Here is a 24226-nt window from a genome sequence, read left to right as displayed (position 1 = left end):
AGTTGATGGCGGGCTAAGCTGCACGCTGCGTCGGATGGGCAGGCGCGACTGAGTTCGCCGGGCGAGGGTCCGGCGCAGCGCCGCAAGCCTCGGGAACTTGTGCGGCATCGACGACTTCCCGGGCCGGATTGCCCAGCCAGGTCGAGCCTGATGCCACCACCTCGCCCTTCATGAGGAAGGAGCCTGCGTCCAGCACGGCACCATCCTCCATGGTGACGCCGTAGTGGACAAATCCGCCGACCCCGATGGTACAGCCGGAGCCGATCATGATGCGATTCGACTTGAAGGTGCCATCTTCCAGAGAGTGGCCTTGAATCGTGGTGCCAACATTGATCACGCAGTCGTCACCAACAGCCAGTAGTGTCCCCTCGGGAATGCCGGCGCCTTCGTCGAGTACCCGCTTGCCCATCTGGACTCCCAACAGACGCCAGATCAGGATCTTGAATGGCGTGCCGTTGAACGGCTCCATGGCGAAGGGTGGCATGAGCAGCTTCCAGTAGCGCTCGTGCCACCAGAAGTATGGCTCGTAAATCGAACAGAATCGTGGCGCCAGTCCTCGAAAGCCTGTGGAAGCACGTTCTATCAGCGCAAAATAGGCGATACTGAACAAGAGGAACGCACAGGGCACCAATCCTAGTGGTGCTGCCCCATACGAGAAGTACAGGTCGAGGCCGATGACCGAAATTAGGGTCACTCCGTAGACGTGAAGCCAGCGTACGAGCAGGAAGACTGCCATGGTCGCGATGTTGTAGCGATTCTTGGCGCGAAGGCGGCGAGGCAGTTCGTCCGCAGCCTTGAGGTGGTCGAACCGATGATCGCGCGTGACCGAGCGCGGTATCTCGAAGCAGGGTGATCCCAGGAGCCCGACGCCTTCCCGCACGGGGCCGTCGAGCGGGATCAGGACCTTGGTACCGAGCAGGCAATTGTCGCCCGTACGGCCACCGGCGGGATAGACAACGTCGTTGCCGAGGAAGCTGTGGGCACCGAGCGAAACAGGCGAGACGCGGAACGAACTGCTGGAATAGTCGGCATTGAGGATCGATAGACCGTCCGAGACCATCGTGCCCTGCCCGACCGCGCACAGGCCGGGGATCTCCTGCTTCACCTCAGTCCCGAAATTGGTGCCGGTCTGCTCGACCGTGGAGAGATCATAGCCGATCAGGCGCAGGTAGTGGACGATGTAGGAACTGTCTCCGAACAGTTCCGTATAGAACTTTTGGTTGCTGATCTGCTGAATCAGCCGCTGAATGACGAAATGAATGCCAAAGAGGGGATAGACCTTGCCGGGCGTGAGCAGCAGGGTCAGCAGGCGAGGGACGGTGCCTACGACGATCAGGCCGCCGAGCACCGCGCCGAAGAAACCGGCGAACGAGACGAGGAGCCAGCTGCCATAGAAGGACCAGCTGTCATAGCTGGACATCTCCTGAGCACGGACGCTCTCGAGCAGGGGCAGATGGTCGAGCAGCATGGTCAGACCGGCGACGCCTAAGGGGGCCGACACGCTCAGGACGACCAGCAACTGCACTGTGCCATAGCCAACCCGCCGCAGTGCGCTGCACTCGGCCAGCGTCACCCGCTGGTAGTCCACCTCGGCTGGCCGGGCCGGGCAGCCGTGCCAGCGCTCACCGTCCGGCACAGACTGGCCGGGATGCAGGGACGAGGCATGGCCGAGCTGGGTCTGGTCGCCCATCGAGCTGTCGATGTCGATCACCGAATGCTCGCCCACGAACACGCCCCTGCCGAGGCTGACCCGGCCGATCTGGATCCGGCCGGCATGGGCGCGGTAGCCGTTGAAGAACGTATCCTTGCGGATGATGGTGCCGTCGCCGATCGAGAGCAGGTCGGTGCAGACCGGGACGTTCTGCGACAGGATCACGACGTTCTTGCCGATCCTGGCGCCCAGTGCCCGGAGATAGAGGACGTAGAGTGGGGAGCCCGGGAACATCGCCATGGGGCTGGTCCGGATCATCGTCCTGACGATCCAGAAGCGCAGGTAGCCGAGGCTCCAGATCGGGATCTCGCCTCGCTGCCAGCGACCGATCAGGCTCCATTTCACCATGATGGGGAGCAGGCACATGGCGAGAAAGAGCGTGTCGCCGAACAATGCGGCGCGGAGGTAGAGATCGGCCCAGCCATCGGCCGCCGAGATCCACTCATAGCCGTTGATCGCTACGATCATGCCGAGGAAGGACGCGCCCAGGAGGAAGAGGAGCTGCAGCGTGCCGCACAGCAGGTAGCGGCCGGTTCCGACAACCGGTGCCGGCTCCTCCTTCCTGCGCATCGGGGTGACGGGCGCCCGCTGCTCCAGGACTGCGGCCAGCTCCCTGACCGTCGGGTGCAGGTAGATGTCCTTCATCGCCACGGACGGCAGGTCGGGCCGTTCCCGTACCCGCGCGCAGAACTGCGCCATCAGCAGGGAGTTGGCGCCGAGTTCATCGAAGAAGTGATGGTCGACGGAGAACTGGCCCAGATGCAGCGCCTGGGCCAGCAGGTCGGCCAGGGCCGTCTCCATGGGAGTGGCCGGCGCGGTGCCCGGACGCTGGGTGGCGAGGCTGCGCGGTCCCTTGGGCCGTGGCAGGCGTTTGCGGTCGGCCTTGCCGCCGGCGAGCATCGGGATGGAATCGAGCTGCTCGAGGAAGCTCGGCACCATGTAGCGGGGCAGGCTCTGGCGCAGCTCGGTGAAGACCCGGCCGTGGTCGAGGGCGGGCACGTCGTTCTGCAGCGTGTAGTAGCCGGCCAGCTCCACCAGGCCCGGCTCCGGCTCGACGGTGGCGACGACAGCCTGGGCGATGCCCTCGACCTGGAGCAGGGCGGATTCGATCTCGGTCAGCTCGATGCGGTAGCCGCGAATCTTGATCTGCGTGTCGATGCGGCCGTGATACTCGATGGCGCCATCCGCGTTGATCCGACCGAGATCGCCGGTCCGGTAGATCCGGCCGCCGGGATTGTGCGGGATCCCGATGTCGTCCGGAATGAAGGCGCGGTCGGTGAGATCGTCGCGGTTGAGGTAGCCGTCGGCCAGCCCGATCCCGGCGATGCCGATCTCGCCGGTCTCGCCGAGCGGCAATGCCCTGGGCTCGGCCGGATCGAGGATGACCACGCTGTAGGTGGGCAGGGGCGATCCGATGGTGACGGGCTTGCCGGGATCGACCACCGACCAGGTGGCGGTGACGGTGGCTTCGGTGGGGCCGTAGACATTGAGGAAGCGGCGGCCCGGCCGGTGCCAGCGGGCGATCAGCTCCTGCGGGCAGGCCTCGCCGGAGACCAGCAGGAAGCGCAGGCCGGGCAGGTCCTGGTCCAGCGTCGCCAGCACGGTCGGGACGCAGCACAGCGCGGTGACGGCCTGAGCGTCGAGGAACTCCCAGAGGTCCTGGCCCAGCAGGTTGGGGCCGGGGGGCTTCGGCACCAGGGTCGCGCCGACGATCCAGGCCACCCAGATCTCCTCGACCGAGAAGTCGAAGGCGATCGTCATGCCCTGGTAGACCCGGTCCTCCGGCTGGATGCCGTAGGTCTCGGCGGCGACACGGACGAAGTTGCAGATGGCCGCCTGGGAGATCGCCACGCCCTTGGGGCGGCCGGTGGAGCCCGAGGTATAGATCACGTAGCAGAGCTCGCCGGCCGGCTCCCCGGCCTCGGTCGCCGTCAGCCGGTGCGCCGGCAGGGGGGCAATCGCGGCCTCCGCCTCGTCGAGGCAGATCAGCGCCACGGGAAGATGGGCGAGGCGGTCGCGCAGCGGCGCCAGCGACAGCAGGCACCGCACCCCGGCATCCTCGACGATGTAGGACAGCCGGTCGGCCGGGAAGCCGGCGTCCAGCGGCACGTACACGGCGTTGATCTTGAGCACGGCGAGCATGGCGACATAGGCCGGCACCGCCTGGTCGAACATCAGGCCGATCCGGTCGCCGGGCTGCGCGCATTGGGCGCGGAGGTAGCGGGCCAGCCGGTTGGCGCGGGCATCGAGATCGCCGTAGGTGACCACGACGTCACCGGCATCGACCGCCGGGCGGCCGGCCTGCCCGGCCGCCTGCAGCCGGTCGCAGGTCGCCTCGAACAGATGATGCAGGCGTTCGCCCGGGCGCCAGCGAGGCTCGTGGCGCACTCCGGCATCCACCAGGATGCATGGTGGCCTCGCCGGGTTCGGAGGGGCTGCCGGCTCCGGCAGCTCGACATCCTGGGCGCGCGCCAGCGCGCCGGGAATCTCCAGCATGATCGCGCTCCCGCTCGTGGTGCGAAGGTCGGCTAGGCCACGGCGGCGGTGTCGGCGGTCGCCGCGGTGATGGCGGTGACCAGGATCGAGCAGGCGGCGTCGATCACTTTCTCGGTCACGTTGAGGGGCGGCAGCATGCGGACGACGCAATCGTCACGGCCGCCGCACTCCACGATCAGGCCCCGCCGCAGGCAGTCCGCCTGCACCTCGCGCGCCAGGGCGCCGGCAGGGCTGCCGTCTCGCGGGTCGGCGAGCTCCACACCCCACATCAGGCCCATGCCCCGCACCTCCCGCACCCATGGCAGGCCCTGCAGCCTGGAGAGCCGGTGGTCGATCTGGGCGCCGCGCTGGCGGACATTGTCCAGGATGCCGTCGCGCAGCACGATCCGGACCGCCTCGGCCCCGGCGGCGAAGGCGAGCTGGTTGCCGCGGAACGTGCCAGTGTGGGCACCGGGCCCCCAGCAGTCCAGCCGCTCGTGGTACATGATGATCGCGACCGGCATGCCGATCCCGCTCAGCGCCTTGGAGGCCACGATCACGTCGGGCTCGATCCCGTACTGCTCGAAGGCGAACCAGGTCCCGGTCCGGCCGCAGCCGGTCTGGACCTCGTCCACGATCAGCGGGATCTGCAGTTGCCGGGCGACCCGCGCGATCCGCTGCACGAATTCCGGCCGCGCCGGGATGACGCCGCCTTCGCCCTGCACCAGCTCGAGCATGATCGCGGCCGGGAGCGGGATGCCGCCATTGGGATCCTGGAGCGCCAGTTCCAGGTAGGTGGCACAGTTGACCGCGCAGCTTTCCGGCCCGGTCCCCATCGGGCAGCGGCTGCAATAGGAATAGGGAAAGAAATGGACGCCGGGCACCCCGTTGGGCACCGGCGCCTTCTGTTCCACCAGCCCGGTGAGCGCCATGGCCATGTGGCTGCTGCCGTGGAAGCCGCCCTGGAAGGAGACGATCTCGCCCCGCCTGGTCGCGGTCTTGCACAGCTTGATGGCGGCATCGACCGCATTCGCTCCGGCGGGACCGCAAAAATGCAGCTTCATCCGGTCCCGCATGCTGTCCGGCAGCATGCTGAGCTGGGCCTGGACGAATGCATCCTTGGCCGGTGTCGGAAAATCCAGACCATGCGCGTGCAGCTCGAGCTGTTTCGCTACCACCTCGACCAGTTCCGGATGGCTGTGGCCCAGCGACAGGACACCGGCACCGGTGAGGAAGTCGATGAACACGTTGCCGTCCAGGTCTTGGACAAAACTCCCCGACGCTCGGGCGATCGCGATCGGCAGCCGCCTGGGATAGGTGCGGGCGTTCGATTCCCAGCGGGCCTGGCGCCGCAGCAGCTCGCTGGAACGCGGGCCCGGGAGCTGCCGGATGGCGCCCATCCGGCCAAGCGTGTCGAGATTGCCAATGTCCTCGATGCTCGCCATCTCCTGATCTCCCGATTGGTTGGCCGCGGCCGAAGCGCATGCCTGCCCGAGGATCCGCGGGGGCACTTGCAACGCGCAGGCGTGATGGGACGCGAAACGCAGCACTATCGGCATGCAAGGACGCTCACCCGTGCCATCCGCTCGATCAGTACTGTGATAGATGCTGGCTCTTAAGGATCCGGGCCAAGCCCACTGCCTCACGGAATCATCAGTCCGCGTAGGTGAGCCAGCATCCTGCTGTGCTGCTCGTTCATTATCCCATTGGGGCTATACTCTAGGTATTAATCATTAATGGAAACATAGGATCAGCAACCAATAGCAGTTTCTGAATGAAGCGTCACCAGAGTTTTATGATGCTTAACTATTACTTTGGTTATATCGTTCCCAGCGATTCTCGTAGTTTTCCAGCCCGTTGCGGGCGTTTCCAGATATTCAACAACCATAAGTTGGTTATTTTCCGGAGGCGGTATATGCGCTTCCGGAGCCGGCGGGAGATCGCAATCGGTCACGTTCTGGGCGTGGGCGCGGCAGCCAGTGGCTGCCTCACCCGAGCGTCTTGCTGAATGCCTGGTCGAAGACCACCGAGCCGTCGGCCGCTGCCTCGCACAGCACCACGTCCATGGCCTGGTCGGTGACGCGCACCACGGCGAAGCCGCCGAGATAGGCGGCCTTGGGCTTGAACAGGTCGAGCTGGCCAGCCCGGTAGATCAGGGCCGCCTCGTGCTGGTGGCCGTGGAAGATGCCGATCACGTTGTGGCCCCAGATCGCGTCCAGCAGCGCATCGCGCTCGGCCTCGGTCCACCAGTGCGCCGGGCCGGCGCCCTCGGCATCGAAGGTAGTGCGGGCCGGATCCCAGTGCTCGGTGGAGAAGCTGTTCCAGCCATAGTGCTGGAACAGGATGACCGGCCGGCCATCGCCGGCATGGGCGGCAAGATCCGCCTTCAGCCAGTCCAGGCCGCTGACCGCACCCTTGCCCGTGTCGCCGGCAAAGCGCTGGCACTGGACCAGGTGCAGGCCGCCCCAGTCCCAGGAATAGCTGTCGGACTCGACATGGTAGTTCGGCACCGGGACGGTCGGGTGGAAGAACAGGCCGCTGCGGTGGTTCACCTCGACATAGTCGCGCAGCTCTCGCCGGTACCAGTCGATGTCCGGCGGATGGCCGTCCTGGTCCAGGTCGTGGTTGCCCAGGCCCAGATAGACCGGCATGTGCACCCGCCCGTCGCCCTCGCCCTGCCGGTAGCGTTCGGAGAACTGGACGAGCTGGCTGCCTTCCTCGGGCAGGGCGGTCTGGCCGCCGCCGTCATCGGTGAGATCGCCGCCCAGCACCAGGCCCAGCGGCGGGGCGATCGGTTCCCCGGCACTGGCAAGCCTGGTCGCGGCACCGCGGATCGTCTCCGGCCAGTGCAGTTCGGCCACCCGGTTCAGCGCGCGGACGTGCCGGAGCAGGTTTTCGTCGGTCTTGCCCTCCTCCGCGCAGTTCGGGCTCAGGCCGTTGCCCATGCGGCAGGTATGGACGTCATTGGAGAACAGGAAGGTGACGTCGGTGGGCGGAATCGGCTGGGCCTGGGCAGCCGGGCTACCGCGGAGCAGGAAAGGGACGCCGGCCAGCCCTGCCAGCATCCCGCGCCGAGCCAACAGCGTCCGGTCCGCGCCCATCCGCCGGCACCTCCCATGCGCCGCAGCGACCTGTCCAGGAACGGCTTATCACAATGGCCGACAGTAATACCATCGGCTGGCGGACCGACGCTCATGCTGGAAGAGTGCGGCAGTGGCGCGGCATTCCCGGTCGTGCCGGCTTTCTGTCCATGGCGATAACGAGGGCGACCAGGCGATGACGGCGGATTCAGCGACAGGTACGGGCAGCAGCACGGCGGGGCAGGGGCCGGATACCGGGTCGGCACCGGTGCAGCCGGACACGATCCGGCGCCTGCAGGCCGGGGTTGCCCCGGCCATGGCGCTCCTGGCCGGCATGCAGCTGCGCGTCTTCACCCGGCTGGATGCGGGCCCGGCTACCGCCCGGGAGCTTGCCGCGGCACTGGAGGTGGACCCGGGGCGGTTGGCCCGCCTGCTCCGCGCGCTGGTGGCCACCGGCCTTCTCGACGAGGCGGATGGCCGGTTCCGCAACACGGCCGAGGCGGCGGCCTTCCTGGTCGAGGGGCGGCCCGGTCACCTGGGTGGGCAGGAACTGCTGGCCCAGCTCTGGCATGCCGACCTGCACACCGCCCGGTCGATCCGGTCCGGCCAGCCGGCCGCGATGCACGACTTCGCGGAAGCGTCCGACGAGGCGATGCTGGCGATGCTGCGCGGCATGCACCCGCTGGCGGTGGCGGCCGGCCGGGATCTGGCCGGCCGCATCGACCTGTCGGGTGTGCGGAGCCTGATCGACGTCGGCGGCGGCTCGGGCGGGCTGGCGGCCGCCTTGTGCGCCATGGAGCCGGGGCGGCATGCCACCCTGCTGGAGCTGCCCAGGAACGCCAGGCTGGCAAGCGGCCTGCTCCAGGGGACACCGGGTGGCGAGCGGGTGACGATCCTGGCCGGTGACATCCTGGCCGGCCCGCCGCCCGGCAGCTACGACCTGGCCGTCCTGCGCGCCCTGGTGCAGGTGCTGGGGCCGGAAGAGGCGGGTCTGGCGATCCGCCATGCCGCCGCCGCAGTGCGCCCGGGCGGCACGGTCGTGATCATTGGCGGCGGCATCCTCGACGACGACCGGCGGGGGCCGCCCTCGGCGCTGCTCCTGGACCTGACGCTCATGAACCTCTACCCGGCGGGGGCCGCCTATACCGAGGCCGAGCACGCGGCCTGGCTGGCCGGGGCCGGCTGCCGGGACGTGCGGCGAGTCATGTTGCCGACCGGCAGCAGCATCATCCTGGCCAGCAAGCCCCCTTCAGAAGCGTGAATCGTCGCCCCAGTCGTCGATCTGCGGCATGAGCGAGCCCGACCAGATCCCGGCGCGATTGGCCTTGGCCACCTGCTGCAGGGCCTCGTATTCGGCCGGGGCGGTGCGCAGCGCCATGGCCAGGCCCTGCGCCACCAGCCAAGCGCCCAGGTCCTGGCGCGGGCGGAAGCGGTTGCGGCCTTCCACGGTGCAGATGCCCTGGGCCACGCCATCGGGGCCCCGGCCGTACAGGTCGCAATGGACGAAGCCGCTGATCTTGCGCTCCAGGCGGCGGCGGACGTTGAAGTCCGAGCAGCTGGTACCGCGATAGTCCTCGATGCAGAGCGTACCGAGCCGGGGGATCATAATGCCGGCCAGCCGCACCTGGGTGCCGCCGATCGACAGGCTGCCGTCCTCGTTGACCAGTGCCAGCCCTTCCAGGCGCTGCGGGGTGGCGGCGTCGATCGGCTTGGGGCGGGGGCCGATCACCAGGAGGATCGCGAGGACGAGGGTCAGCGCACGCATGCGTCGAGCTCTCCCAGTGCTCTGGCCCGCGCATCGATCCGTCGGGCACGCGCCTGCAGGTTCGCGGATGCCGGCTCGGCGCGCCAGCTTCGCGGGGCCGGCAGGATCGCGATGAGCCGCGCCAGCTCCAGACGTGACATGGCGGCGAGATCCTTGCCGAACCAGTGCCGGGCCGCGGCGGCCGCGCCATACACGCCTGGCCCCATCTCGGCGATGTTGAGATAGACCTCGATGATCCGCCGCTTCGGCCAGAGGAACTCGAGCTGCACCGTGTACCAGGCCTCCAGCCCCTTGCGCAGCCAGCTTCGCCCGTCCCACAGGAACAGGTTCTTGGCGGTCTGCTGGCTGATCGTGGAGGCGCCACGGGCGGTCTCGCCCGCCTGGACCCGCTGGATCTGGCGCTCCAGGGCCTTCCAGTCGAACCCGCCATGGCTGCAGAAGAGCTGGTCCTCCGAGGCCAGCGCCATGCTGCGCAGCGGGACCGGCAGCCCCTCCAAGGGCGTCCACTGGCGGTGCAGCCCCTCGCCCTCGGCCAGGCGCAGGACCATCAGGGGCGTGTACCAGGTCGGCACGAACCGGCCGACCAGGAGCAGCGGTGCCGGCAGGAACACCACCAGGAGCAGGGCCAGGCCCGCCCAGCGCAGTGCCTTGCCGAACCGCCCGCCGGCACCCGAGAGCCAGGCCACCTGCCGAGGCGGCGGCGGGGGAGGCGGGGGCAGGGGCGGCTTGACGGCCTTGCCGGCACGCTTGCCTCGGCTGCGCGTGGCCTGCGGCGGATTGCGCTTCACCTTTGCCATGGCGACGGGCTAGCGGTGGCGCGGCCAGCCGTGCCGGCTGCGGAAGATCGGAGGGACGACGTTGGCAAGGCCGGACAAGGGCGCGCTTCTCGGAATTGGATTGGTGCTGCTCGCGTTCACGATCCTGCCGGTCCTGGACGGGATCGCCAAGCTCATGGGCGAACGATTCCATCCCCTGCACCTGACCTGGGGCCGATACGCCTTCAACATGCTGGTGCTGATCCCGATCGTGCTGCCCCGCTTCGGCTGGCGGGTGCTGACCCCGCCGCGCTTCTGGCTGCAGGTCGTGCGCGGCGCCTGCCTGCTGGCCGCGACCCTACTGTTCTTCACCGCCCTCATGCACCTGACCATGGCCGAGACGCTGGCGCTGGCCTTCGTCTACCCGCTGATCGTGACCCTGATCGCCCCGGCCCTGCTGGGCGAGCAGTTGAGCGGGGCGAAGATCCTGGCGGCACTGATCGGCCTGGGCGGCGCGCTGCTGATCATCCGGCCGGGTGCCGCGGTGTTCCAGCCGGCCTCGCTCCTGGCGTTCTCCACCGCCTTCGTCTTCTCGGTCTACATCATCCTGACCCGCAAGCTGGCGGGTCTCGCGCCCCATCTCCAGTCGCTGTTCTTCTGCGCCCTGGTCGGTGCCGTCCTGATGACGCCGATCGCACCCTTCGTCTGGCAGCCGCTCGGCTGGCTGGACTGGCTGGGCTTCGCCGCGATCGGCACGATCGCGGCGGTGGGCCACCTCCTCCTGCTGCGCGCCTACGAGCAGGCGCCGGCCAGCGTGCTGGCGCCGCTGGGCTATTTCGAGATCGTCAGCACGGTGGCGCTCGGCTGGCTCCTGTTCGGTGACCTGCCGGATGCGTGGACCTGGGCTGGGATCCTGGTGATCGTCGGCTCGGGCGTGTTCGTCACGCTGTGGACCAGCGAGCGGGCGAGCCGCGTGGCAACGCAGGCCGGCCAGCCGGCGGGTAGCTGACCGGAGGGGGCGGGATATTTCCGGAAAGTAGAGATCGGGCGACGCTGTGACCGATTAAGGTTGAAGTCCTTCTGCCAGCCCGAGAGAATCAGACCCTCGAAGGGGCCACCGGAGCAAGGTCATGGCGATGCGGCTGGCGATGCTCGTGCTGATGGCCCTGGCCTGGCCGGCCCGCGCCGACCCGGCAGCCGGGTTTGCCGCCGATGGCTGGCCGGTCCTGGCTGCCCTCACCGAGGTCTCGGTCGTGACCGACAACCGGATCGGAACGGAATGCTGGGCGCAGGAGGATGCCGCGCGCACCGCGGTGGGCGAGGCGCTTGCGGGCAGCGGGTTCGGGCTGATCGAGCCGGCCGACGGCAGTGACCCGGAGCTGCGGGCGTTCCTGACCATCGGTGCCTTCGGCCATGTGACCGAGGCCGGCGGCTGCATTGTGGTGCTGGAGCTGGATGCCGAGCATCTGCTGACCTACCGCGTCCCGGGTGAGGGGGACCGCCTGGCCCGGTCCAACCTGCTGGTCTGGCGCGACAGCTCGGTGCTGAGCGGCCCGGCCGACGGCCTGTCGGAAGTGATCATGGCTGAGGCGCTGGGGCTGGCCCAGGGCTTCGCGCTGGCGGTCGAGGCGGCCAGGAACCGGGCGCTGGCCGGGCGGCCGGGGCCGGGATTGAGTTCCGACTGAGCCCGCCATGGGGGCCGCGCGTGCTTGCGCCGTGGCCGGCTGCCGTGTACAAGCCCGGCCATCTCGCACGCGGGCGTCGTCGTGCCCTGTTGGCACGCCCTCCTTCGGTGCGTCGGGTTCGCCCGGCGTTTCCGCCCGCGGAGGTTAAGAACCGACCCGAGGATCCTAGGATCATGACCTTCCCGACCTTCACCATGCGCCAGCTGCTGGAAGCCGGCGTGCATTTCGGCCATCAGACCCGTCGCTGGAACCCGGCGATGGCGCCGTACATCTTCGGCGTGCGCAACGGCATCCACATCCTGGACCTGACCCAGACGGTGCCGCAGCTGGACCGCGCTCTGCGCACCATCCGCGACGTGGTGGCCGGCCGTGGCCGCGTGCTGTTCGTCGGCACCAAGCGCCAGGCCCAGGGCCCGGTCGCCGATGCCGCACGGCGCTGTGGCCAGTATTTCGTCAACCATCGCTGGCTGGGCGGCACGCTCACCAACTGGAAGACGATCAGCCAGTCGATCAAGCGGCTGCGCGAGATCGAGGCGCGGGTCGAGGGTGGCCAGGGCCACCTGACCAAGAAGGAGTTCCTGAACCTCGGCCGCGAGCGCGACAATCTCGAGCGTTCGCTGGGCGGGATCAAGGACATGGGCGGCTTGCCCGACCTGATCTTCGTGATCGACACCAACAAGGAAGAGATCGCGATCGCCGAGGCCAACAAGCTCGGCATTCCGGTCGTGGCGATCTGCGACAGCAACAGCAACCCGAACGTGGTCCGCTTCCCGATCCCGGGCAACGACGACGCGGCGCGGGCGATCAACCTCTATCTCGACCTGATCGTCGCCGCTGTGCTGGACGGCATCACCGCCGACCTGACCGCGTCGGGCACCGATATCGGCGAGGCGGTCGATCTGGCCGAGGAGACGCTGGGCGAGATCGAGCCGATCGAGGCCAGCCCCTCGGTGGCCGAGCCGGAGATGCCGGAGCAGCGCGAGATCGAGCCGATCGCCACCACCGAGGATCCGGCTGCGGCCATGGGCAACCCGGCGGCGATCTCCGAGCAGGCGCCCGACGGCTCCCAGGCGACCACCGGCACCGAGCCGGCCAAGGAAGAGGCGGCGGCGGGCTGATCCGCCAAGCCACTGCCCACCGTTCAGGATCTAGATATCATGGCTCAGATTTCCGCCGCCCTCGTCAAGCAGCTCCGCGAGCAGACGGGTGCCGGCATGATGGACTGCAAGAAGGCGCTGGAGGCCACCGACGGCAACTACGAGGAAGCCGTCGACTGGCTGCGCAAGAAGGGGCTGGCCGCGGCCGCCAAGAAGTCCGGCCGCACTGCGGCTGACGGGCTGGTGGGTGTCGCCACCGAGGGCAACCGCGGTGCGCTGGTCGAGGTCAACGCCGAGACCGACTTCGTGTCGCGCAACGAGCAGTTCCAGGCGCTGGTCCAGGAGATCACGACCCTGGCGCTGCAGGCCGGCGGCGACGTCGAGAAGCTCAAGGGCCTGACCACCGCGTCCGGCCGCACCGTCGCGGACGAGATCACCAACGCGATCGCGGTGATCGGCGAGAACATCACGCTGCGCCGCACCTCGCTGGTCGAGGTCGAGGACGGCGTGGTGGCCGGCTACATGCACGGCCAGCAGGCGCCGGGCCTGGGCAAGATCGGCGTGCTGGTGGGGCTCTCCTCCACCGGCGACAAGGCAAAGCTCGCCGAGATCGGCAAGCAGATCGCGATGCACGTCGCCGCGACCAGCCCGCAGGCGGTCTCGGCCGACGCGCTCGACCCGGACCTGGTGGCGCGCGAGCGCAAGATCTTCTCCGAGCAGGCGGCTGCCTCCGGCAAGCCCGCCAACATCATCGAGAAGATGGTCGACGGCCGTATCCGCAAGTTCTACGAGGAGGTCGTCCTCCTGGAGCAGGTGTTCGTGGTGGACACGGACAAGCGGGTGAAGGACGTGGTCGCCCAGGCGGGCAAGGACGCCGGGGCGGCGGTGACGCTGTCGTCGTTCGTGCGGATGCAGGTCGGCGAGGGTATCGACAAGGGCCCGACCGACGACCTGGCCGCCGAGGTGGCGAAGCTCGCCGGCGTCTGACCCGGCGATTGGTGACGAGCATGGTCGGCGGATGTCGGCGGAAGGGAGCGGCGACGCGATGAGCGAGGATAGCGTCACTTCCGGCAGCACATCCGTGGGCCTGGCGCCGCGCTGGCGCCGGGTCCTGATGAAGATGTCCGGCGAGGCCCTGCTCGGCGAGCAGGCCTCCGGGCACGACCGCAAGGTGCTGGAGCGGCTGGCGAACGATGTCGCGGCCGTCCAGGCGCTGGGCGTGCAGCAATGCCTGGTGATCGGTGGCGGCAACATCGTGCGCGGCGCCAGCCTCGCCGGCTCCGGCATCGACCGGGCGAGCGCCGACTACATGGGCATGCTCGGCACGGTCATCAACGCGCTGGCGGTGCAGGCCTTCATTGAGCGGGCCGGCGTGCCGACCCGGGTCATGTCGGCGATCCCGATGTCGGCGGTGTGCGAGCCCTATATCCGGCGCCGGGCGATCCGGCACCTGGAGAAGGGCAGGGTCGTCCTGTTCGCTGCCGGAACGGGCAACCCGTTCTTCACCACCGACACCGGCGCCGCGCTGCGCGCTGCGGAGATGAACTGCGAGGCCATCCTGAAGGGGACCCAGGTGGATGGCGTCTATTCCGCCGACCCCAAGAAGGATCCGGCCGCCACCCGCTATGACCGGCTGAGCTACCAGAAGGTTCTGGCGGACGATCTGCGGGTGATGGACGCCTCGGCGATCGCCCTTGCCCGTGAGAGCCGTATTCCCGTCGTGGTGTTCCGGGTGCGCGAGGCCGGCGCCTATGCGAAGGTGGTGCAGGGGCTGGGGCCGCACACCGTGATCGGCGGGGAGGAATAGGATGAGCGTGAAGAGCTTCGATCTGGAATCGGTCAACAAGCGGATGGACGGCGCCATCGAGGCGCTGAAGAAGGAGCTCTCGGGCGTGCGCGCCGGCCGTGCCTCCACGGCCATGCTGGAGCCGGTGGTGGTCGAGGCCTATGGCCAGGAGATGCCGCTCAACCAGTGCGCGACGATCACCGTGGCCGATGCGCGGATGCTCCAGGTCCAGGTGTGGGACCGCGGCCTCGCCAAGGCGGTGGAGAAGGCGATCCGGTCCGCGAACCTGGGCCTGAACCCCCAGGTGGAAGGCCAGGTCATGCGCCTGCCGCTGCCCGAGATGTCGCGCGAGCGTCGCCAGGAACTGGTCAAGCTCGCCCAGAAGTACGCGGAGAGCACCCGGGTCGCGATCCGCAACGTGCGCCGCGACGGTATGGACCAGCTCAAGAAACTGGAAAAAGACAGTCACATCTCCCAGGATGAGCAGGCCAAGCATTCGGACGATATCCAGAAGCTGACCGACAAGCACATCGAGATGGTCGGCCAGATGCTTGCGCAGAAAGAAAAGGACATCATGCAGGTCTGAGTACCTGGGGGCCGACGCGTTTGTCCATTCTACCGTCCTCTCTGCCGGGCCCGGCTTCGTCGCCCCCGGTCCATGTCGCCATCATCATGGACGGCAATCGTCGCTGGGCCCGGGCGCGCGGCATGCCCGGCGTGATGGGCCATCGCCGCGGCGCCGATTCGGTGCGCCGTGCCATCCGTGCTGCGGTGAAGGAAGGGGTGCGCTACCTCACCCTGTTCGCCTTCAGCTCGGAAAACTGGCGGCGGCCGGCGATGGAGGTCAACGAGCTCATGAACCTCCTGCGCTTCTACCTGCGCAAGGAGCTGACCGAGCTGCACAAGGAGGGCGTGCGGGTCCGGGTGATCGGCGACCGCTCCAGGCTGGCCGACGACATCCGGCTGATGCTGGACGAGGCGGAGGCGCTGACCGCCGGCAATGCCCGGCTCGACCTGGTCCTGGCCCTGAACTATGGCGCCCGCTGGGAGATCACCCAGGCGGTGCGCCAGCTGGTCGACGCCGCCAAGGCCGGGCATCTGGACGCCGATGCCATCGACGAGGCGCTGATCACCAGGCACCTGGCCACCGCCGAGATCCCCGACCCCGACCTGTTGATCCGCACCTCCGGCGAGCAGCGGATCAGCAACTTCCTCCTGTGGCAGCTGGCCTATACCGAGATCGTGTTCCAGGACGTCGCCTGGCCTGATTTCGACGAAGCCCATTTCCGGGCAGCGCTCGACGAGTTCGCGCGCCGCGACCGCCGCTTCGGCGCGTCCAGCAGTGCCCAGGTGGTCGGCTGACCGGCGTGGCCCGTGAGTTCGACCCTGCCTTCTACAAGCGGCTCAGCTCCGGCCTGGTGCTGATCGTCCTGGCGCTGGCCGGGCTTTGGACCGGCGGCTGGGCGTTCGACCTGCTGGTGGTGGCCGCCGTCGCCTGCATGGCCTACGAGTATGGCCGGATTGTCGCCCGGCTGCGCGGCCGTACCGGCCTGAACGAATGGGCGGTCCTGGCCACGGCAGGGGCGATGGTGCTGGGCCTGGTCGGGCTCTACCGCGGCGGGCTATCCGAGGGGCTGGCGCTGGCTGGTCTGGTGGCGTTGGGCACGGTGTTCCTGCGCGCCCTGTTCGGCCGCACCGACGGCAACCGGGCGGGCTTCGGCGCCCTCTACATCGCGGTGCCCTGCCTCGTGATCATCGACCTGCGCCTGGTCGAGCCGCAGGGCTTTTCCATCGTGCTCTGGATGTTCGCGGTGATCTGGACCACCGACACGATGGCCTATCTGGTCGGGCGCACCCTGGGCGGGCCGAAGGTGGCGCCCTCGATCAGCCCGGGCAAGACCTGGTCCGGCTGCGTCGGCGGGGCGGTGGGCGGCGTGCTGGCAGGCGCGCTCGTGGCGCTGGGTACCCATGGCACGCCCGGGATCGCCGCCCTGGCCGCCCTGTTCGTGTCGGTGGCGGGGCAGGCGGGCGACCTGTTCGAATCAAGGCTGAAGCGGGTGGCCGGCCTGAAAGACAGCGGCAACCTGATCCCGGGTCATGGCGGGGCGCTCGACCGGCTGGATGCCGTGCTGTTCGCCGCTCCGGTGACGGCCCTGTTCGTCCATCTGCTGGGGCCGGACGTCCTGACATGACCAGCCTCACGGTCCTGGGGGCTACCGGGTCGATCGGCACGAGCACGCTGGCCTTGGTGGACGAGCATCCCCAGCGCTTCCGGATCGTGGCACTGACCGCCCAGACCCGGGTCGACGAGCTGGCGGAGCTGGCGCTGCGCTATCGGCCGGAACTCACCGTGATCGGCGACCCTGGCTGCTACGCGGCGCTGAAGGAGCGGCTGTCCGGCACGGGCTTGGCCGTGGCAGCCGGGCCGGCGGCCCTGGTGGCCGCGGCCGAGCTGCCGGCCGAGCGGGTGGTCGCGGGGATCGTCGGCATCGCCGGCCTCCCACCCAGCCTGGCTGCCGTGTGCCGGGGAGCGACGGTCGCCCTGGCCAATAAGGAATGCCTGGTCGCGGCGGGGCCGCTGTTCAAGGCGGCGGTCAGCCGCCACCGGGCCCGCCTCCTGCCCCTGGACTCGGAGCACAACGCCCTGTTCCAGGCGCTCGCCGGCAGCGAGGGCAAGGACGTGGAGAAGCTGACCATCACCGCGTCCGGCGGCCCGTTCCGCTGTGCGGAGCTGGCCGAGATGCGGCTGGCCACGCCGGAGGCGGCGCTGCGCCATCCCAACTGGCGGATGGGGCCCAGGATCACGATCGACAGCGCCACCATGATCAACAAGGGGCTGGAGCTGATCGAGGCGCACCAGCTCTTCGACCTGCCGGACGAGCGGCTGGACGTGCTGGTGCATCCGCAGTCGGTGGTGCACGGCATGGTCCACTTCTGCGACGGCTCGGTGCTGGCGCAGCTGGGATGCTCGGACATGCGCGTGCCGATCGCCTACTGCCTGGGCCATCCCGAGCGGCTGCCCTGCTCGGTGCCGCGGCTGGACCTGGCGGCCCTCGGCAGCCTGACCTTCGCCGAGCCCGACCATGTGCGCTTCCCGGCACTCCCGCTCGCCAGGGCCTGCTTGCGGGCAGGCGGGGCCGCACCTACCATTCTCAATGCCGCCGACGAGGTCGCGGTCGCGGCCTTCCTGGACCGACGCATCGGCTTTCTCGACATCGTCGCGGTGATCGAGGAGGTGCTGGCGGAGGACGGGCGAATCGCGCCGGATGACCTCGAATCGGTCTTCGCCATCGATCAGGCAGCCCGCCGGGCGGCCTGGCAGAAGGTGGCGGAGCGATCGCATCGTCCCGTTTCGGAGCTGACACCATGATCGGCACGCTCTTTCAGTACATCGTGCCGTTCCTGATCATCCTGACGGTGGTCGTGTTCGTGCACGAATACGGCCATTTCCGGGTGGCGCGCGCCTGCGGCGTGCGGGTCGACGTGTTCTCGGTGGGTTTCGGTCCGGAACTGCTGGGCTGGACCGACCGGTACGGCACCCGCTGGAAGTTCAGCGCGATCCCGCTGGGCGGCTACGTCAAGATGCATGGCGACCTGGATGCCGCCAGTGCTCGCAGTGACCAGACGCTCGCCGCCGACCGGACCGCGTTCCCGGCCAAGACCGTGGGCCAGCGGGCGGCGATCGTGTTCGCCGGGCCTGCCGCCAACTTCGTGTTCGCGATCCTGGCGCTGACCTTGCTGTTCGTGGTGAGCGGCCGGCCGTTCACGCCGCCCGTGGTGGGCCAGGTGGTCGAGAGCAGCCCGGCCGCGGTGGCCGGCATCCTGCCGGGCGACCGGATCACCGCGGTCGACGGCACGTCGGTGGAGAGCTTCGAGCAGCTCCAGGGCCTGGTGGCGCCGCGCCCGGGCGAGACGGTCGAGGTGACCTTGCTGCGCGGCGGCGACGAGCTGACCCTGCCGCTGGTCCCGGAGCTCACCGAGCTCACCGACCGGTTCGGCAACGAGCATCGCATCGGCCGGATCGGCATCGGCAGCAGCGGCATCGAGTTCCGCCGCAGCTCGATCCTGTCTGCACCGGTCGAGGCGGTGACCGAGACCTGGAGGATGATCACCGGCACGCTGGCGGGCTTATGGGAGATGATCGTCGGCTCGCGCGGCACCCAGGAGCTGGGCGGGCCGATCCGGATCGCGCAGATGTCCGGCGAGATCTCCCAGGACGGCCTGGTCCCGGCGATCTGGTTCACCGCGGTGCTGTCGATCAATCTCGGCCTGATCAACCTGTTCCCGATCCCGATGCTCGACGGCGGTCACCTCGTCATGTACGCGGCGGAGGCGATCCGCGGCCGCCCGCTGGCCGAGCGGGCCCAGGAGATGGCGTTCCGTTTCGGACTGGCCATGGTGCTTTCCCTCATGGTATTCGCCACTTGGAACGATTTGGTGAACCTAAAGGTCATCGAGTTCCTCAAAGGGTGGGTTTCCTGATCGAGGCGTGTTCGCCCGCTCGGACGCGGTGGGCCGCTGGGGTGGGCATATGCTGATAAGCCGGGCGTCGCGCCGGACCTTGACCGCGCTGTGGCTGTCGACCTCCCTCGTGACCGGCGTCGCCGCCACACCTGCGGCATGGGCGCAGCAGCAGGAAACGGTGACCCTCACCGACATCGTGGTGCGCGGCAACGAGCGGATCGAGCGCGCGACCATCGAGAACTATCTCTCGGTACAGTCGGGCGACACGCTGACCGACGCCAAGATCGACGAATCGCTCAAGACCCTGTTCGCCACCGGCCTGTTCGACGACGTCCGGGTCGAGCGCGACGGCCAGACCCTGGTGGTGACCGTGGTCGAGAACCCGATCATCAATAGGGTGGCCTTCGAGGGTAACGACCGGGTCACCGACGACATCCTCAACCAGGAAATCCAGCTCGCCCCCCGCACCGTGTTCACCCGGGCCCGAGTGCAGGCGGCGGTGACCCGCATCCTGGACATCTATCGCAGTGCCGGCCGCTTCGGCGCCGCGGTCGAGCCCAAGATCATCGAGCTCGACCAGAACCGCGTCGATCTCGTGTTCGAGATCAAGGAAGGGCCGCTCACCAAGGTCGGCGGCATCAGCTTCATCGGCAACGAGCACTTCTCCGATTCGGCCCTGCGCGGCGCGATCCAGACCAAGGAGAGCGCCTGGTACCGCTTCTTCACCAACGACGACACCTACGACCCGGACCGGCTGGCCTACGACCAGGAGCTGCTGCGCCGCTACTACACCAGTCGCGGCTATGCCCAGTTCGAGGTCCGCTCCGCGGTGGCCGAGCTGTCGCCGGATGGGCGCAACTTCTTCATCACCTTCACGGTCGACGAAGGCGAGCTGTTCCAGTTCGGCGACATCGAGGTCACCAGCAATGTCCGTGACGTGCAGGCCGAGGAGCTGCGGGCGCTGCTCATCCCGACGGCCGGCGACACCTATGACAGCAGCGAGATCGAGCGGACGATCGACGACCTGACCGACCGGCTCTCCGTGCTGGGCTACGCGTTCACCCGGGTCAATCCGATCCAGCGGATCGACGAAGAGAACCGGACCGTGTCGGTCAACTTCGCGATCGACGAGGGGCCCAGGGTCTATGTCGAGCGCATCGACGTGCGCGGCAACGTGCGCACGCTCGACCGGGTGATCCGCCGCGAGTTCCGCCTGGCCGAGGGCGACGCATTCAACGCCGACCTGCTGCGCCGCTCCGAGCAGCGCATCCGCGCGCTGGGCTTCTTCGACCGGGTGGAGATGGTCACCACCCAGGGCAGCGCGCCCGACAAGATAGTGATCGGGGTCGACGTGGTGGAGCGCTCCACGGGCGAACTGTCCTTCGGCGCCGGCTACTCGACCTCGGACGGCGTCTTGGGCGACATCCGGCTGCGCGAGCGCAACCTGCTGGGCCGTGGCCAGGACCTGGACGCGCAGTTCACCTTCTCCGGCCGCCGCCAGGACATCGGCCTGGGCTTCACCGAGCCCTATTTCATGGACCGCGACCTGGCGGTGGGCTTCGACCTGTTCTCGCGCGAGACCGACTACCAGGACGAGTCGTCGTTCGACGAGCGCAACATCGGCGGCACGATCCGCGCCAACTACCCGCTCACGGAGAACTGGCGGCACGGCGTGCGCTACACCCTGCGCAACGACAAGATCTTCGACGTCGAGGAAGACTCCTCGCCCTATATCCGCGACGAGGAGGGCGACCGGACCTCGTCGATCATCGGCCAGACCTTCACCTACGACACCCGCGACGACCGGTTCCTGCCGAACGAGGGCATCCTGTTCCGCTACGACATGGACCTGGCCGGCCTGGGCGGCGACAACCAGTGGTTCAAGCAGGAGCTCCGGGCCGACTGGTACTACTCGCTGCTGCCCGACGTGGTGCTGAACCTGGGAGCGTCCGGCGGCTACATCTTCGGCTTCGGTGGCGAGGACGTGCACCTCTCCGACCGGTTCTTCATCGGCGGCTCCAATTTCCGCGGCTTCGAGTTCGCCGGCATCGGCCCGCGCGACGTGATCTTCGACGACTCGCTGGGCGGCAACGTCTATTATGTCGGCACGGCCGAGATGCGGTTCCCGCTGGGCCTGCCCGACGAGCTGCGCATCTATGGCCGCGGCTTCGCCCAGGCCGGCACGCTCACCGACATCGACGCGAGTGGGCCAGGCCTCGAGGATTCCGGCTCGCTGCGTGCCTCGGCGGGCTTCGGCATCTCCTGGATCTCGCCGCTGGGCCCATTGGCGGTTGATTTCGCGCTGCCGTTCGCCAAGGAAGACTACGACCAGACCGAGGAGTTCCGGGTCTCGTTCGGTACGCGGTTCTGATTGGAGGGCAACGGGCTTGCCGGTCACATCTTGCAACAAGGCGGCGCGCGCCGGCATGACGACGGTCGGACGGGTGGCGGCACTCGCCGCCGTGCTGGCGATGGGCGTCGTGCTGCCCGCCGCCGCACAGCAGCAGCCGCCGCCGGCGGCCCAGCCGCTGCCATCCACGGTCGCGGGCGCCTCGGAGACGCTGCCTGCCGCCGTGGTGGGCATCATCGACTACCAGAAGATCCTGCGTGATTCGAAGGCCGCCGGCAGCATCCGCGACCAGGTGGAAGTCCGGCGCAAGGCCTACCAGGAGGAGATCTCCAAGCAGGAGCAGGAGCTGCGCGAGCAGGACCAGGCACTGGTCAAGCAGCGCACCGTGCTCTCGCCCGAGGCCTTCGGCACCAAGCGCCGCGAGTTCGAGCAGGAGGTCGCCGAGGTCCAGAAGAACGTCCAGGAGCGACGTCGCCAGCTCGACGAGGTGACCGCCGTTGCCCTGAACGATGTGCGCGAGGCGATTATCGAGGTCGTGTCGCAGCTGGCCGAGGAGAAGGGCTTCAACCTCGTCGTGCCATCCTCCACCGTCCTGGTGTTCTCACCCAGAATCGACATCACCCAGGACGTGCTCCAGCTCCTCGACCAGCTCCTGCCCGACGTGAAGGTGGCCGACGCGCTGCCGGCGGAGCCGGCGCAACAGCAGCCGCAGCAATAGCCGGCCATGGCTGATCCTCGCTTCTTCAACCGCTCCGGCCCGTTCCGGCTGGGCCAGCTCGCCGGGCTGGTTCAGGCCGAGCTGGTCGGTGATCCCGACCTCATGATCCAGGACGTGGCGAGCCTGGCGGCAGCCGGGCCGGCGGACCTCGCCTTCTTCGACAACCGTCGCTACCTGGCGGACCTGGCGGCGACGGCCGCCGGTGCCGTGGTCTGCAAGCCGGCCATGACCGAGCGCGTGCCCGCCGGCAAGGCGCGGGTGCTGGTGCGCGACCCGCAGCTCGCCATGGCGATCATCGCCGCCGCCTTCTACCCGGACGAGGTGCCGGGCGCAGCGCCCCTGGGCGAGGGGAGGATCGAGGCCGGTGCGCATGTCGCCCCGGACGCGAAGCTCGGCCGGGGTGTGCAGATCGCCCCGGGTGCGGTGGTTCAGCCCGGTGCCGAGCTGGGCGACGGCGTGCGGATCGAGCCTGCCGCCGTGGTCGGCCGCAACGTGCGGATCGGTGCCGGCAGCCGAATCGGTGCCGGGGCCAGCCTGTCCCACTGCCTGGTAGGCGAGCGGGTGCTGATCCATCCCGGTGTCAGGATCGGCCAGGACGGGTTCGGCTTCGCCATGGGGGCGTCCCACCACAAGGTGCCGCAGCTCGGCCGGGTCGTGATCGAGGACGATGTCGAGATCGGCGCCAACACCACCATCGACCGGGGCAGCGGTTCGGACACGGTGATCGGCCGAGGCAGCAAGATCGACAATCTGGTCATGATCGCGCACAACGTGCGGATCGGCGCGCATTGCATCATCGTGGCGCAGTCCGGCCTTTCGGGCAGTGCGACGATCGGCGATCATTGCGTGCTGGCGGCGCAGTCGGGCGTGGCCGGCCACCTCGTCCTGGGGCCGCGGGTGCAGTTGGCCGCCAGGGGCGCCGTGACCGACGACCTTCCGGCCGATTCGATCTATGGCGGCGCGCCGGCGGTGCCGATCACCGAGTGGCGCCGGCAAGTTGCGTCGATCCGGATGCTCGGGAAAAGGAAGAAGAAGGGAGACGCGCGGTGAGCCAGCAGGGTCGCTTCGAGCAAGGCACGCCGCTGCCCGACATCGACTATGCCGGGATCCTCAAGCGGATCCCGCACCGTTACCCGATGCTGATGGTGGACGGGGTGACCGAGATCGAGGCGTTCAAGCGCGCGGTCGGCATCAAGAACGTCACCTTCAACGAGCCGTTCTTCCAGGGCCATTTCCCGACCGACCCGATCATGCCGGGTGTGCTGGTGATCGAGGCCCTGGCGCAGGCCGCAGCCGTGCTGGTGGTGGCGTCGCTGGGGCCGGAGTTCGAGGGCACCACCGTCTACTTCTCCACGGTCGACGACGTGAAGTTCCGCCGCCCGGTCCGCCCGGGCGACCAGCTCAAGCTCGAGGTCGTGCTCGAGCGCAGCAAGCTGATGATCTACAAGTTCCGCGGCAATGCCTGGGTCGGCGACCAGCTCGCCACCGAGTGCACCTTCTCCGCCAAGGTGATGACCGGGACCCGCGGCGGTGAGTAGCATCCATCCCACCGCCATCGTCGACGGCAAGGCCGAGATCGGCACGGATGTCGAGATCGGCCCGTTCTGCATCATCGGCCCGAACGTGCGGCTGGAAAACGGCTGCCGGCTGGTGGCCCACGTCGTGATCGACGGGCACACCACGGTGGGTGAGGGCACGCGCATCCACCCGTTCGCCTGCATCGGCCAGCCGCCCCAGCACCTGCGCTACAAGGGCGAGCCGTCCACCATCACGATCGGCCCGCGCTGCTGGATCCGCGAGCATGTGACGATCCATCCCGGCACCGAGGGCGGGCGAATGGCGACCGTGGTGGGTGCGGAGTGCCTGCTGATGGCCAGCATCCACATCGCGCATGACTGCATCGTCGGCAACGGCGTGGTCATGGCCAACAACGCGACGCTGGGCGGCCATGTCACGGTCGGGGACTATGCCTTCCTCGGCGGCTTGTGCGCGATCCACCAGTTCGTGCGGATCGGCCAGTATGCCATGCTGGGGGGGCTGTCCGGGGTCGAGAACGACGTGATCCCCTACGGGCTGGTGATCGGCAACCGCGCGCATCTGGTCGGACTGAACAATGTCGGCATGAAGCGGCGCGGGGTCAGCCGCGAGGAGATCCGGCAGATGCGCAATGCGTACCGCACCCTCTTCGAGGGCGAGGGTCCCTTTGCCGACCGGCTGAACGAGGTGGCGGAAGTGTTCGCGGACCAGCCCCGGGTGATGGAGGTGGTCGAGTTCGTGAAGAGCTCGTCCGCGCGCGACCTCTGCCACCCGCGGGCCGGCGACCGGCTGGTCTGACCAGGA

21 protein-coding genes are annotated in these 24226 nt (G+C 68.6%); 16 read left to right on the top strand and 5 right to left on the bottom strand.

The window, feature by feature from the left end; translation table 11 throughout:
* Window positions 1-13: 13 nt before the first annotated feature.
* The 3 genes from HLA95_RS17080 to HLA95_RS17070 all read right to left on the bottom strand — a co-directional run bounded on the left by HLA95_RS17080 (window position 14) and on the right by HLA95_RS17070 (window position 7287).
* Window positions 14-4207: a Pls/PosA family non-ribosomal peptide synthetase gene (locus tag HLA95_RS17080; protein WP_191058367.1), complete on the bottom strand. Its 4194-nt coding sequence runs from the start codon at window positions 4205-4207 to the stop codon at window positions 14-16.
* Window positions 4208-4239: 32 nt separating this feature from the next.
* The gene (locus tag HLA95_RS17075) at window positions 4240-5586 is read right to left on the bottom strand and encodes a diaminobutyrate--2-oxoglutarate transaminase family protein (RefSeq protein ID WP_191058371.1); all 1347 of its coding nucleotides are present in this window, start codon (window positions 5584-5586) and stop codon (window positions 4240-4242) included.
* A 588-nt stretch (window positions 5587-6174) separates the two neighbouring features.
* The gene (locus tag HLA95_RS17070) at window positions 6175-7287 is read right to left on the bottom strand and encodes a metallophosphoesterase (protein ID WP_191058368.1); all 1113 of its coding nucleotides are present in this window, start codon (window positions 7285-7287) and stop codon (window positions 6175-6177) included.
* Window positions 7288-7462: 175 nt separating this feature from the next.
* On the opposite strand from HLA95_RS17070, the gene HLA95_RS17065 reads away from it, so the two are divergent.
* Window positions 7463-8527 (top strand): methyltransferase, encoded by a 1065-nt coding sequence (locus HLA95_RS17065; protein WP_222183959.1) that lies wholly within the window; start codon window positions 7463-7465, stop codon window positions 8525-8527.
* On the opposite strand, the gene HLA95_RS17060 is transcribed toward HLA95_RS17065, so the two are convergent.
* Both HLA95_RS17060 and mtgA read right to left on the bottom strand, forming a co-directional pair.
* Window positions 8516-9031: a thermonuclease family protein gene (locus HLA95_RS17060; RefSeq protein ID WP_191062300.1), complete on the bottom strand. Its 516-nt coding sequence runs from the start codon at window positions 9029-9031 to the stop codon at window positions 8516-8518. The genes HLA95_RS17065 and HLA95_RS17060 overlap by 12 nt on opposite strands.
* Window positions 9019-9819 carry a monofunctional biosynthetic peptidoglycan transglycosylase gene (gene mtgA, locus HLA95_RS17055; protein WP_322100143.1) on the bottom strand — a complete coding sequence of 267 codons (801 nt, stop codon included), beginning with the start codon at window positions 9817-9819 and terminating at the stop codon, window positions 9019-9021. The genes HLA95_RS17060 and mtgA overlap by 13 nt, the downstream gene beginning before the upstream one ends.
* Before the next feature lie 70 nt (window positions 9820-9889).
* Here mtgA and HLA95_RS17050 point away from each other — a divergent pair, with 70 nt between their 5' ends.
* The 15 genes from HLA95_RS17050 to lpxA all read left to right on the top strand — a co-directional run bounded on the left by HLA95_RS17050 (window position 9890) and on the right by lpxA (window position 24220).
* The gene (locus tag HLA95_RS17050) at window positions 9890-10795 is read left to right on the top strand and encodes a DMT family transporter (RefSeq protein ID WP_306422332.1); all 906 of its coding nucleotides are present in this window, start codon (window positions 9890-9892) and stop codon (window positions 10793-10795) included.
* 121 nt (window positions 10796-10916) lie between these two features.
* Complete coding sequence (locus HLA95_RS17045) at window positions 10917-11471, top strand: hypothetical protein (RefSeq protein WP_191060046.1); 555 nt, start codon at window positions 10917-10919, stop codon at window positions 11469-11471.
* Window positions 11472-11644: 173 nt separating this feature from the next.
* Window positions 11645-12589: a 30S ribosomal protein S2 gene (gene rpsB / locus HLA95_RS17040; protein ID WP_191060047.1), complete on the top strand. Its 945-nt coding sequence runs from the start codon at window positions 11645-11647 to the stop codon at window positions 12587-12589.
* Window positions 12590-12628: 39 nt separating this feature from the next.
* Window positions 12629-13555, top strand: a complete 927-nt coding sequence (gene tsf / locus HLA95_RS17035; RefSeq protein WP_191060048.1) for a translation elongation factor Ts — start codon at window positions 12629-12631, stop codon at window positions 13553-13555.
* Window positions 13556-13613: 58 nt separating this feature from the next.
* On the top strand, window positions 13614-14375 hold the full coding sequence (gene pyrH, locus HLA95_RS17030; RefSeq protein ID WP_191060049.1) for a UMP kinase: 762 nt from the start codon (window positions 13614-13616) through the stop codon (window positions 14373-14375).
* Window position 14376: 1 nt separating this feature from the next.
* Window positions 14377-14940: a ribosome recycling factor gene (frr, locus tag HLA95_RS17025; RefSeq protein ID WP_191060050.1), complete on the top strand. Its 564-nt coding sequence runs from the start codon at window positions 14377-14379 to the stop codon at window positions 14938-14940.
* A 26-nt stretch (window positions 14941-14966) separates the two neighbouring features.
* Window positions 14967-15716: an undecaprenyl pyrophosphate synthase gene (gene uppS, locus HLA95_RS17020; RefSeq protein ID WP_370467495.1), complete on the top strand. Its 750-nt coding sequence runs from the start codon at window positions 14967-14969 to the stop codon at window positions 15714-15716.
* A 5-nt stretch (window positions 15717-15721) separates the two neighbouring features.
* Window positions 15722-16546, top strand: coding sequence for a phosphatidate cytidylyltransferase (locus HLA95_RS17015; protein ID WP_191060052.1), 825 nt, complete (start codon window positions 15722-15724; stop codon window positions 16544-16546).
* Window positions 16543-17724: a 1-deoxy-D-xylulose-5-phosphate reductoisomerase gene (locus HLA95_RS17010; protein WP_222183955.1), complete on the top strand. Its 1182-nt coding sequence runs from the start codon at window positions 16543-16545 to the stop codon at window positions 17722-17724. The genes HLA95_RS17015 and HLA95_RS17010 overlap by 4 nt, the downstream gene beginning before the upstream one ends.
* On the top strand, window positions 17721-18836 hold the full coding sequence (rseP, locus tag HLA95_RS17005; RefSeq protein WP_191061011.1) for an RIP metalloprotease RseP: 1116 nt from the start codon (window positions 17721-17723) through the stop codon (window positions 18834-18836). The genes HLA95_RS17010 and rseP overlap by 4 nt, the downstream gene beginning before the upstream one ends.
* Before the next feature lie 79 nt (window positions 18837-18915).
* Window positions 18916-21189, top strand: a complete 2274-nt coding sequence (gene bamA / locus HLA95_RS17000; protein WP_223861638.1) for an outer membrane protein assembly factor BamA — start codon at window positions 18916-18918, stop codon at window positions 21187-21189.
* A 55-nt stretch (window positions 21190-21244) separates the two neighbouring features.
* Entirely contained in the window at window positions 21245-21886 is a 642-nt protein-coding gene (locus HLA95_RS16995) for an OmpH/Skp family outer membrane protein (protein WP_222183953.1), read from the top strand.
* Between the two features lie 6 nt (window positions 21887-21892).
* Window positions 21893-22936 (top strand): UDP-3-O-(3-hydroxymyristoyl)glucosamine N-acyltransferase, encoded by a 1044-nt coding sequence (gene lpxD, locus HLA95_RS16990; protein ID WP_191060747.1) that lies wholly within the window; start codon window positions 21893-21895, stop codon window positions 22934-22936.
* Window positions 22933-23424, top strand: coding sequence for a 3-hydroxyacyl-ACP dehydratase FabZ (gene fabZ / locus HLA95_RS16985; protein WP_223861617.1), 492 nt, complete (start codon window positions 22933-22935; stop codon window positions 23422-23424). The genes lpxD and fabZ overlap by 4 nt, the downstream gene beginning before the upstream one ends.
* Window positions 23417-24220, top strand: a complete 804-nt coding sequence (gene lpxA, locus HLA95_RS16980; protein ID WP_191060748.1) for an acyl-ACP--UDP-N-acetylglucosamine O-acyltransferase — start codon at window positions 23417-23419, stop codon at window positions 24218-24220. The genes fabZ and lpxA overlap by 8 nt, the downstream gene beginning before the upstream one ends.
* Window positions 24221-24226 lie beyond the last annotated feature (6 nt).

The organism is Geminicoccus harenae (assembly GCF_019800005.1).
Taxonomy (GTDB): domain Bacteria; phylum Pseudomonadota; class Alphaproteobacteria; order Geminicoccales; family Geminicoccaceae; genus Geminicoccus; species Geminicoccus harenae.
The sequence above is the reverse complement of the archived record's forward strand: the minus strand, read 5'-3'. Positions and strand labels throughout refer to the sequence as shown.

Bases quoted from the DNA above. Each gene is read 5' to 3' on its own strand.
- HLA95_RS17010 (WP_222183955.1), top strand. From the start codon at position 16,543: ATGACCAGCCTCACGGTCCTGGGGGCTACCGGGTCGATCGGCACGAGC.
- frr (WP_191060050.1), top strand. From the start codon at position 14,377: ATGAGCGTGAAGAGCTTCGATCTGGAATCGGTCAACAAGCGGATGGAC.
- HLA95_RS17080 (WP_191058367.1), bottom strand. From the start codon at position 4,207: ATGCTGGAGATTCCCGGCGCGCTGGCGCGCGCCCAGGATGTCGAGCTG.
- lpxD (WP_191060747.1), top strand. From the start codon at position 21,893: ATGGCTGATCCTCGCTTCTTCAACCGCTCCGGCCCGTTCCGGCTGGGC.
- HLA95_RS17045 (WP_191060046.1), top strand. From the start codon at position 10,917: ATGGCGATGCGGCTGGCGATGCTCGTGCTGATGGCCCTGGCCTGGCCG.
- rseP (WP_191061011.1), top strand. From the start codon at position 17,721: ATGATCGGCACGCTCTTTCAGTACATCGTGCCGTTCCTGATCATCCTG.
- HLA95_RS17075 (WP_191058371.1), bottom strand. From the start codon at position 5,586: ATGGGCGCCATCCGGCAGCTCCCGGGCCCGCGTTCCAGCGAGCTGCTG.
- HLA95_RS17070 (WP_191058368.1), bottom strand. From the start codon at position 7,287: ATGGGCGCGGACCGGACGCTGTTGGCTCGGCGCGGGATGCTGGCAGGG.
- HLA95_RS17065 (WP_222183959.1), top strand. From the start codon at position 7,463: ATGACGGCGGATTCAGCGACAGGTACGGGCAGCAGCACGGCGGGGCAG.
- HLA95_RS16995 (WP_222183953.1), top strand. From the start codon at position 21,245: ATGACGACGGTCGGACGGGTGGCGGCACTCGCCGCCGTGCTGGCGATG.
- HLA95_RS17060 (WP_191062300.1), bottom strand. From the start codon at position 9,031: ATGCGTGCGCTGACCCTCGTCCTCGCGATCCTCCTGGTGATCGGCCCC.
- rpsB (WP_191060047.1), top strand. From the start codon at position 11,645: ATGACCTTCCCGACCTTCACCATGCGCCAGCTGCTGGAAGCCGGCGTG.
- pyrH (WP_191060049.1), top strand. From the start codon at position 13,614: ATGAGCGAGGATAGCGTCACTTCCGGCAGCACATCCGTGGGCCTGGCG.
- tsf (WP_191060048.1), top strand. From the start codon at position 12,629: ATGGCTCAGATTTCCGCCGCCCTCGTCAAGCAGCTCCGCGAGCAGACG.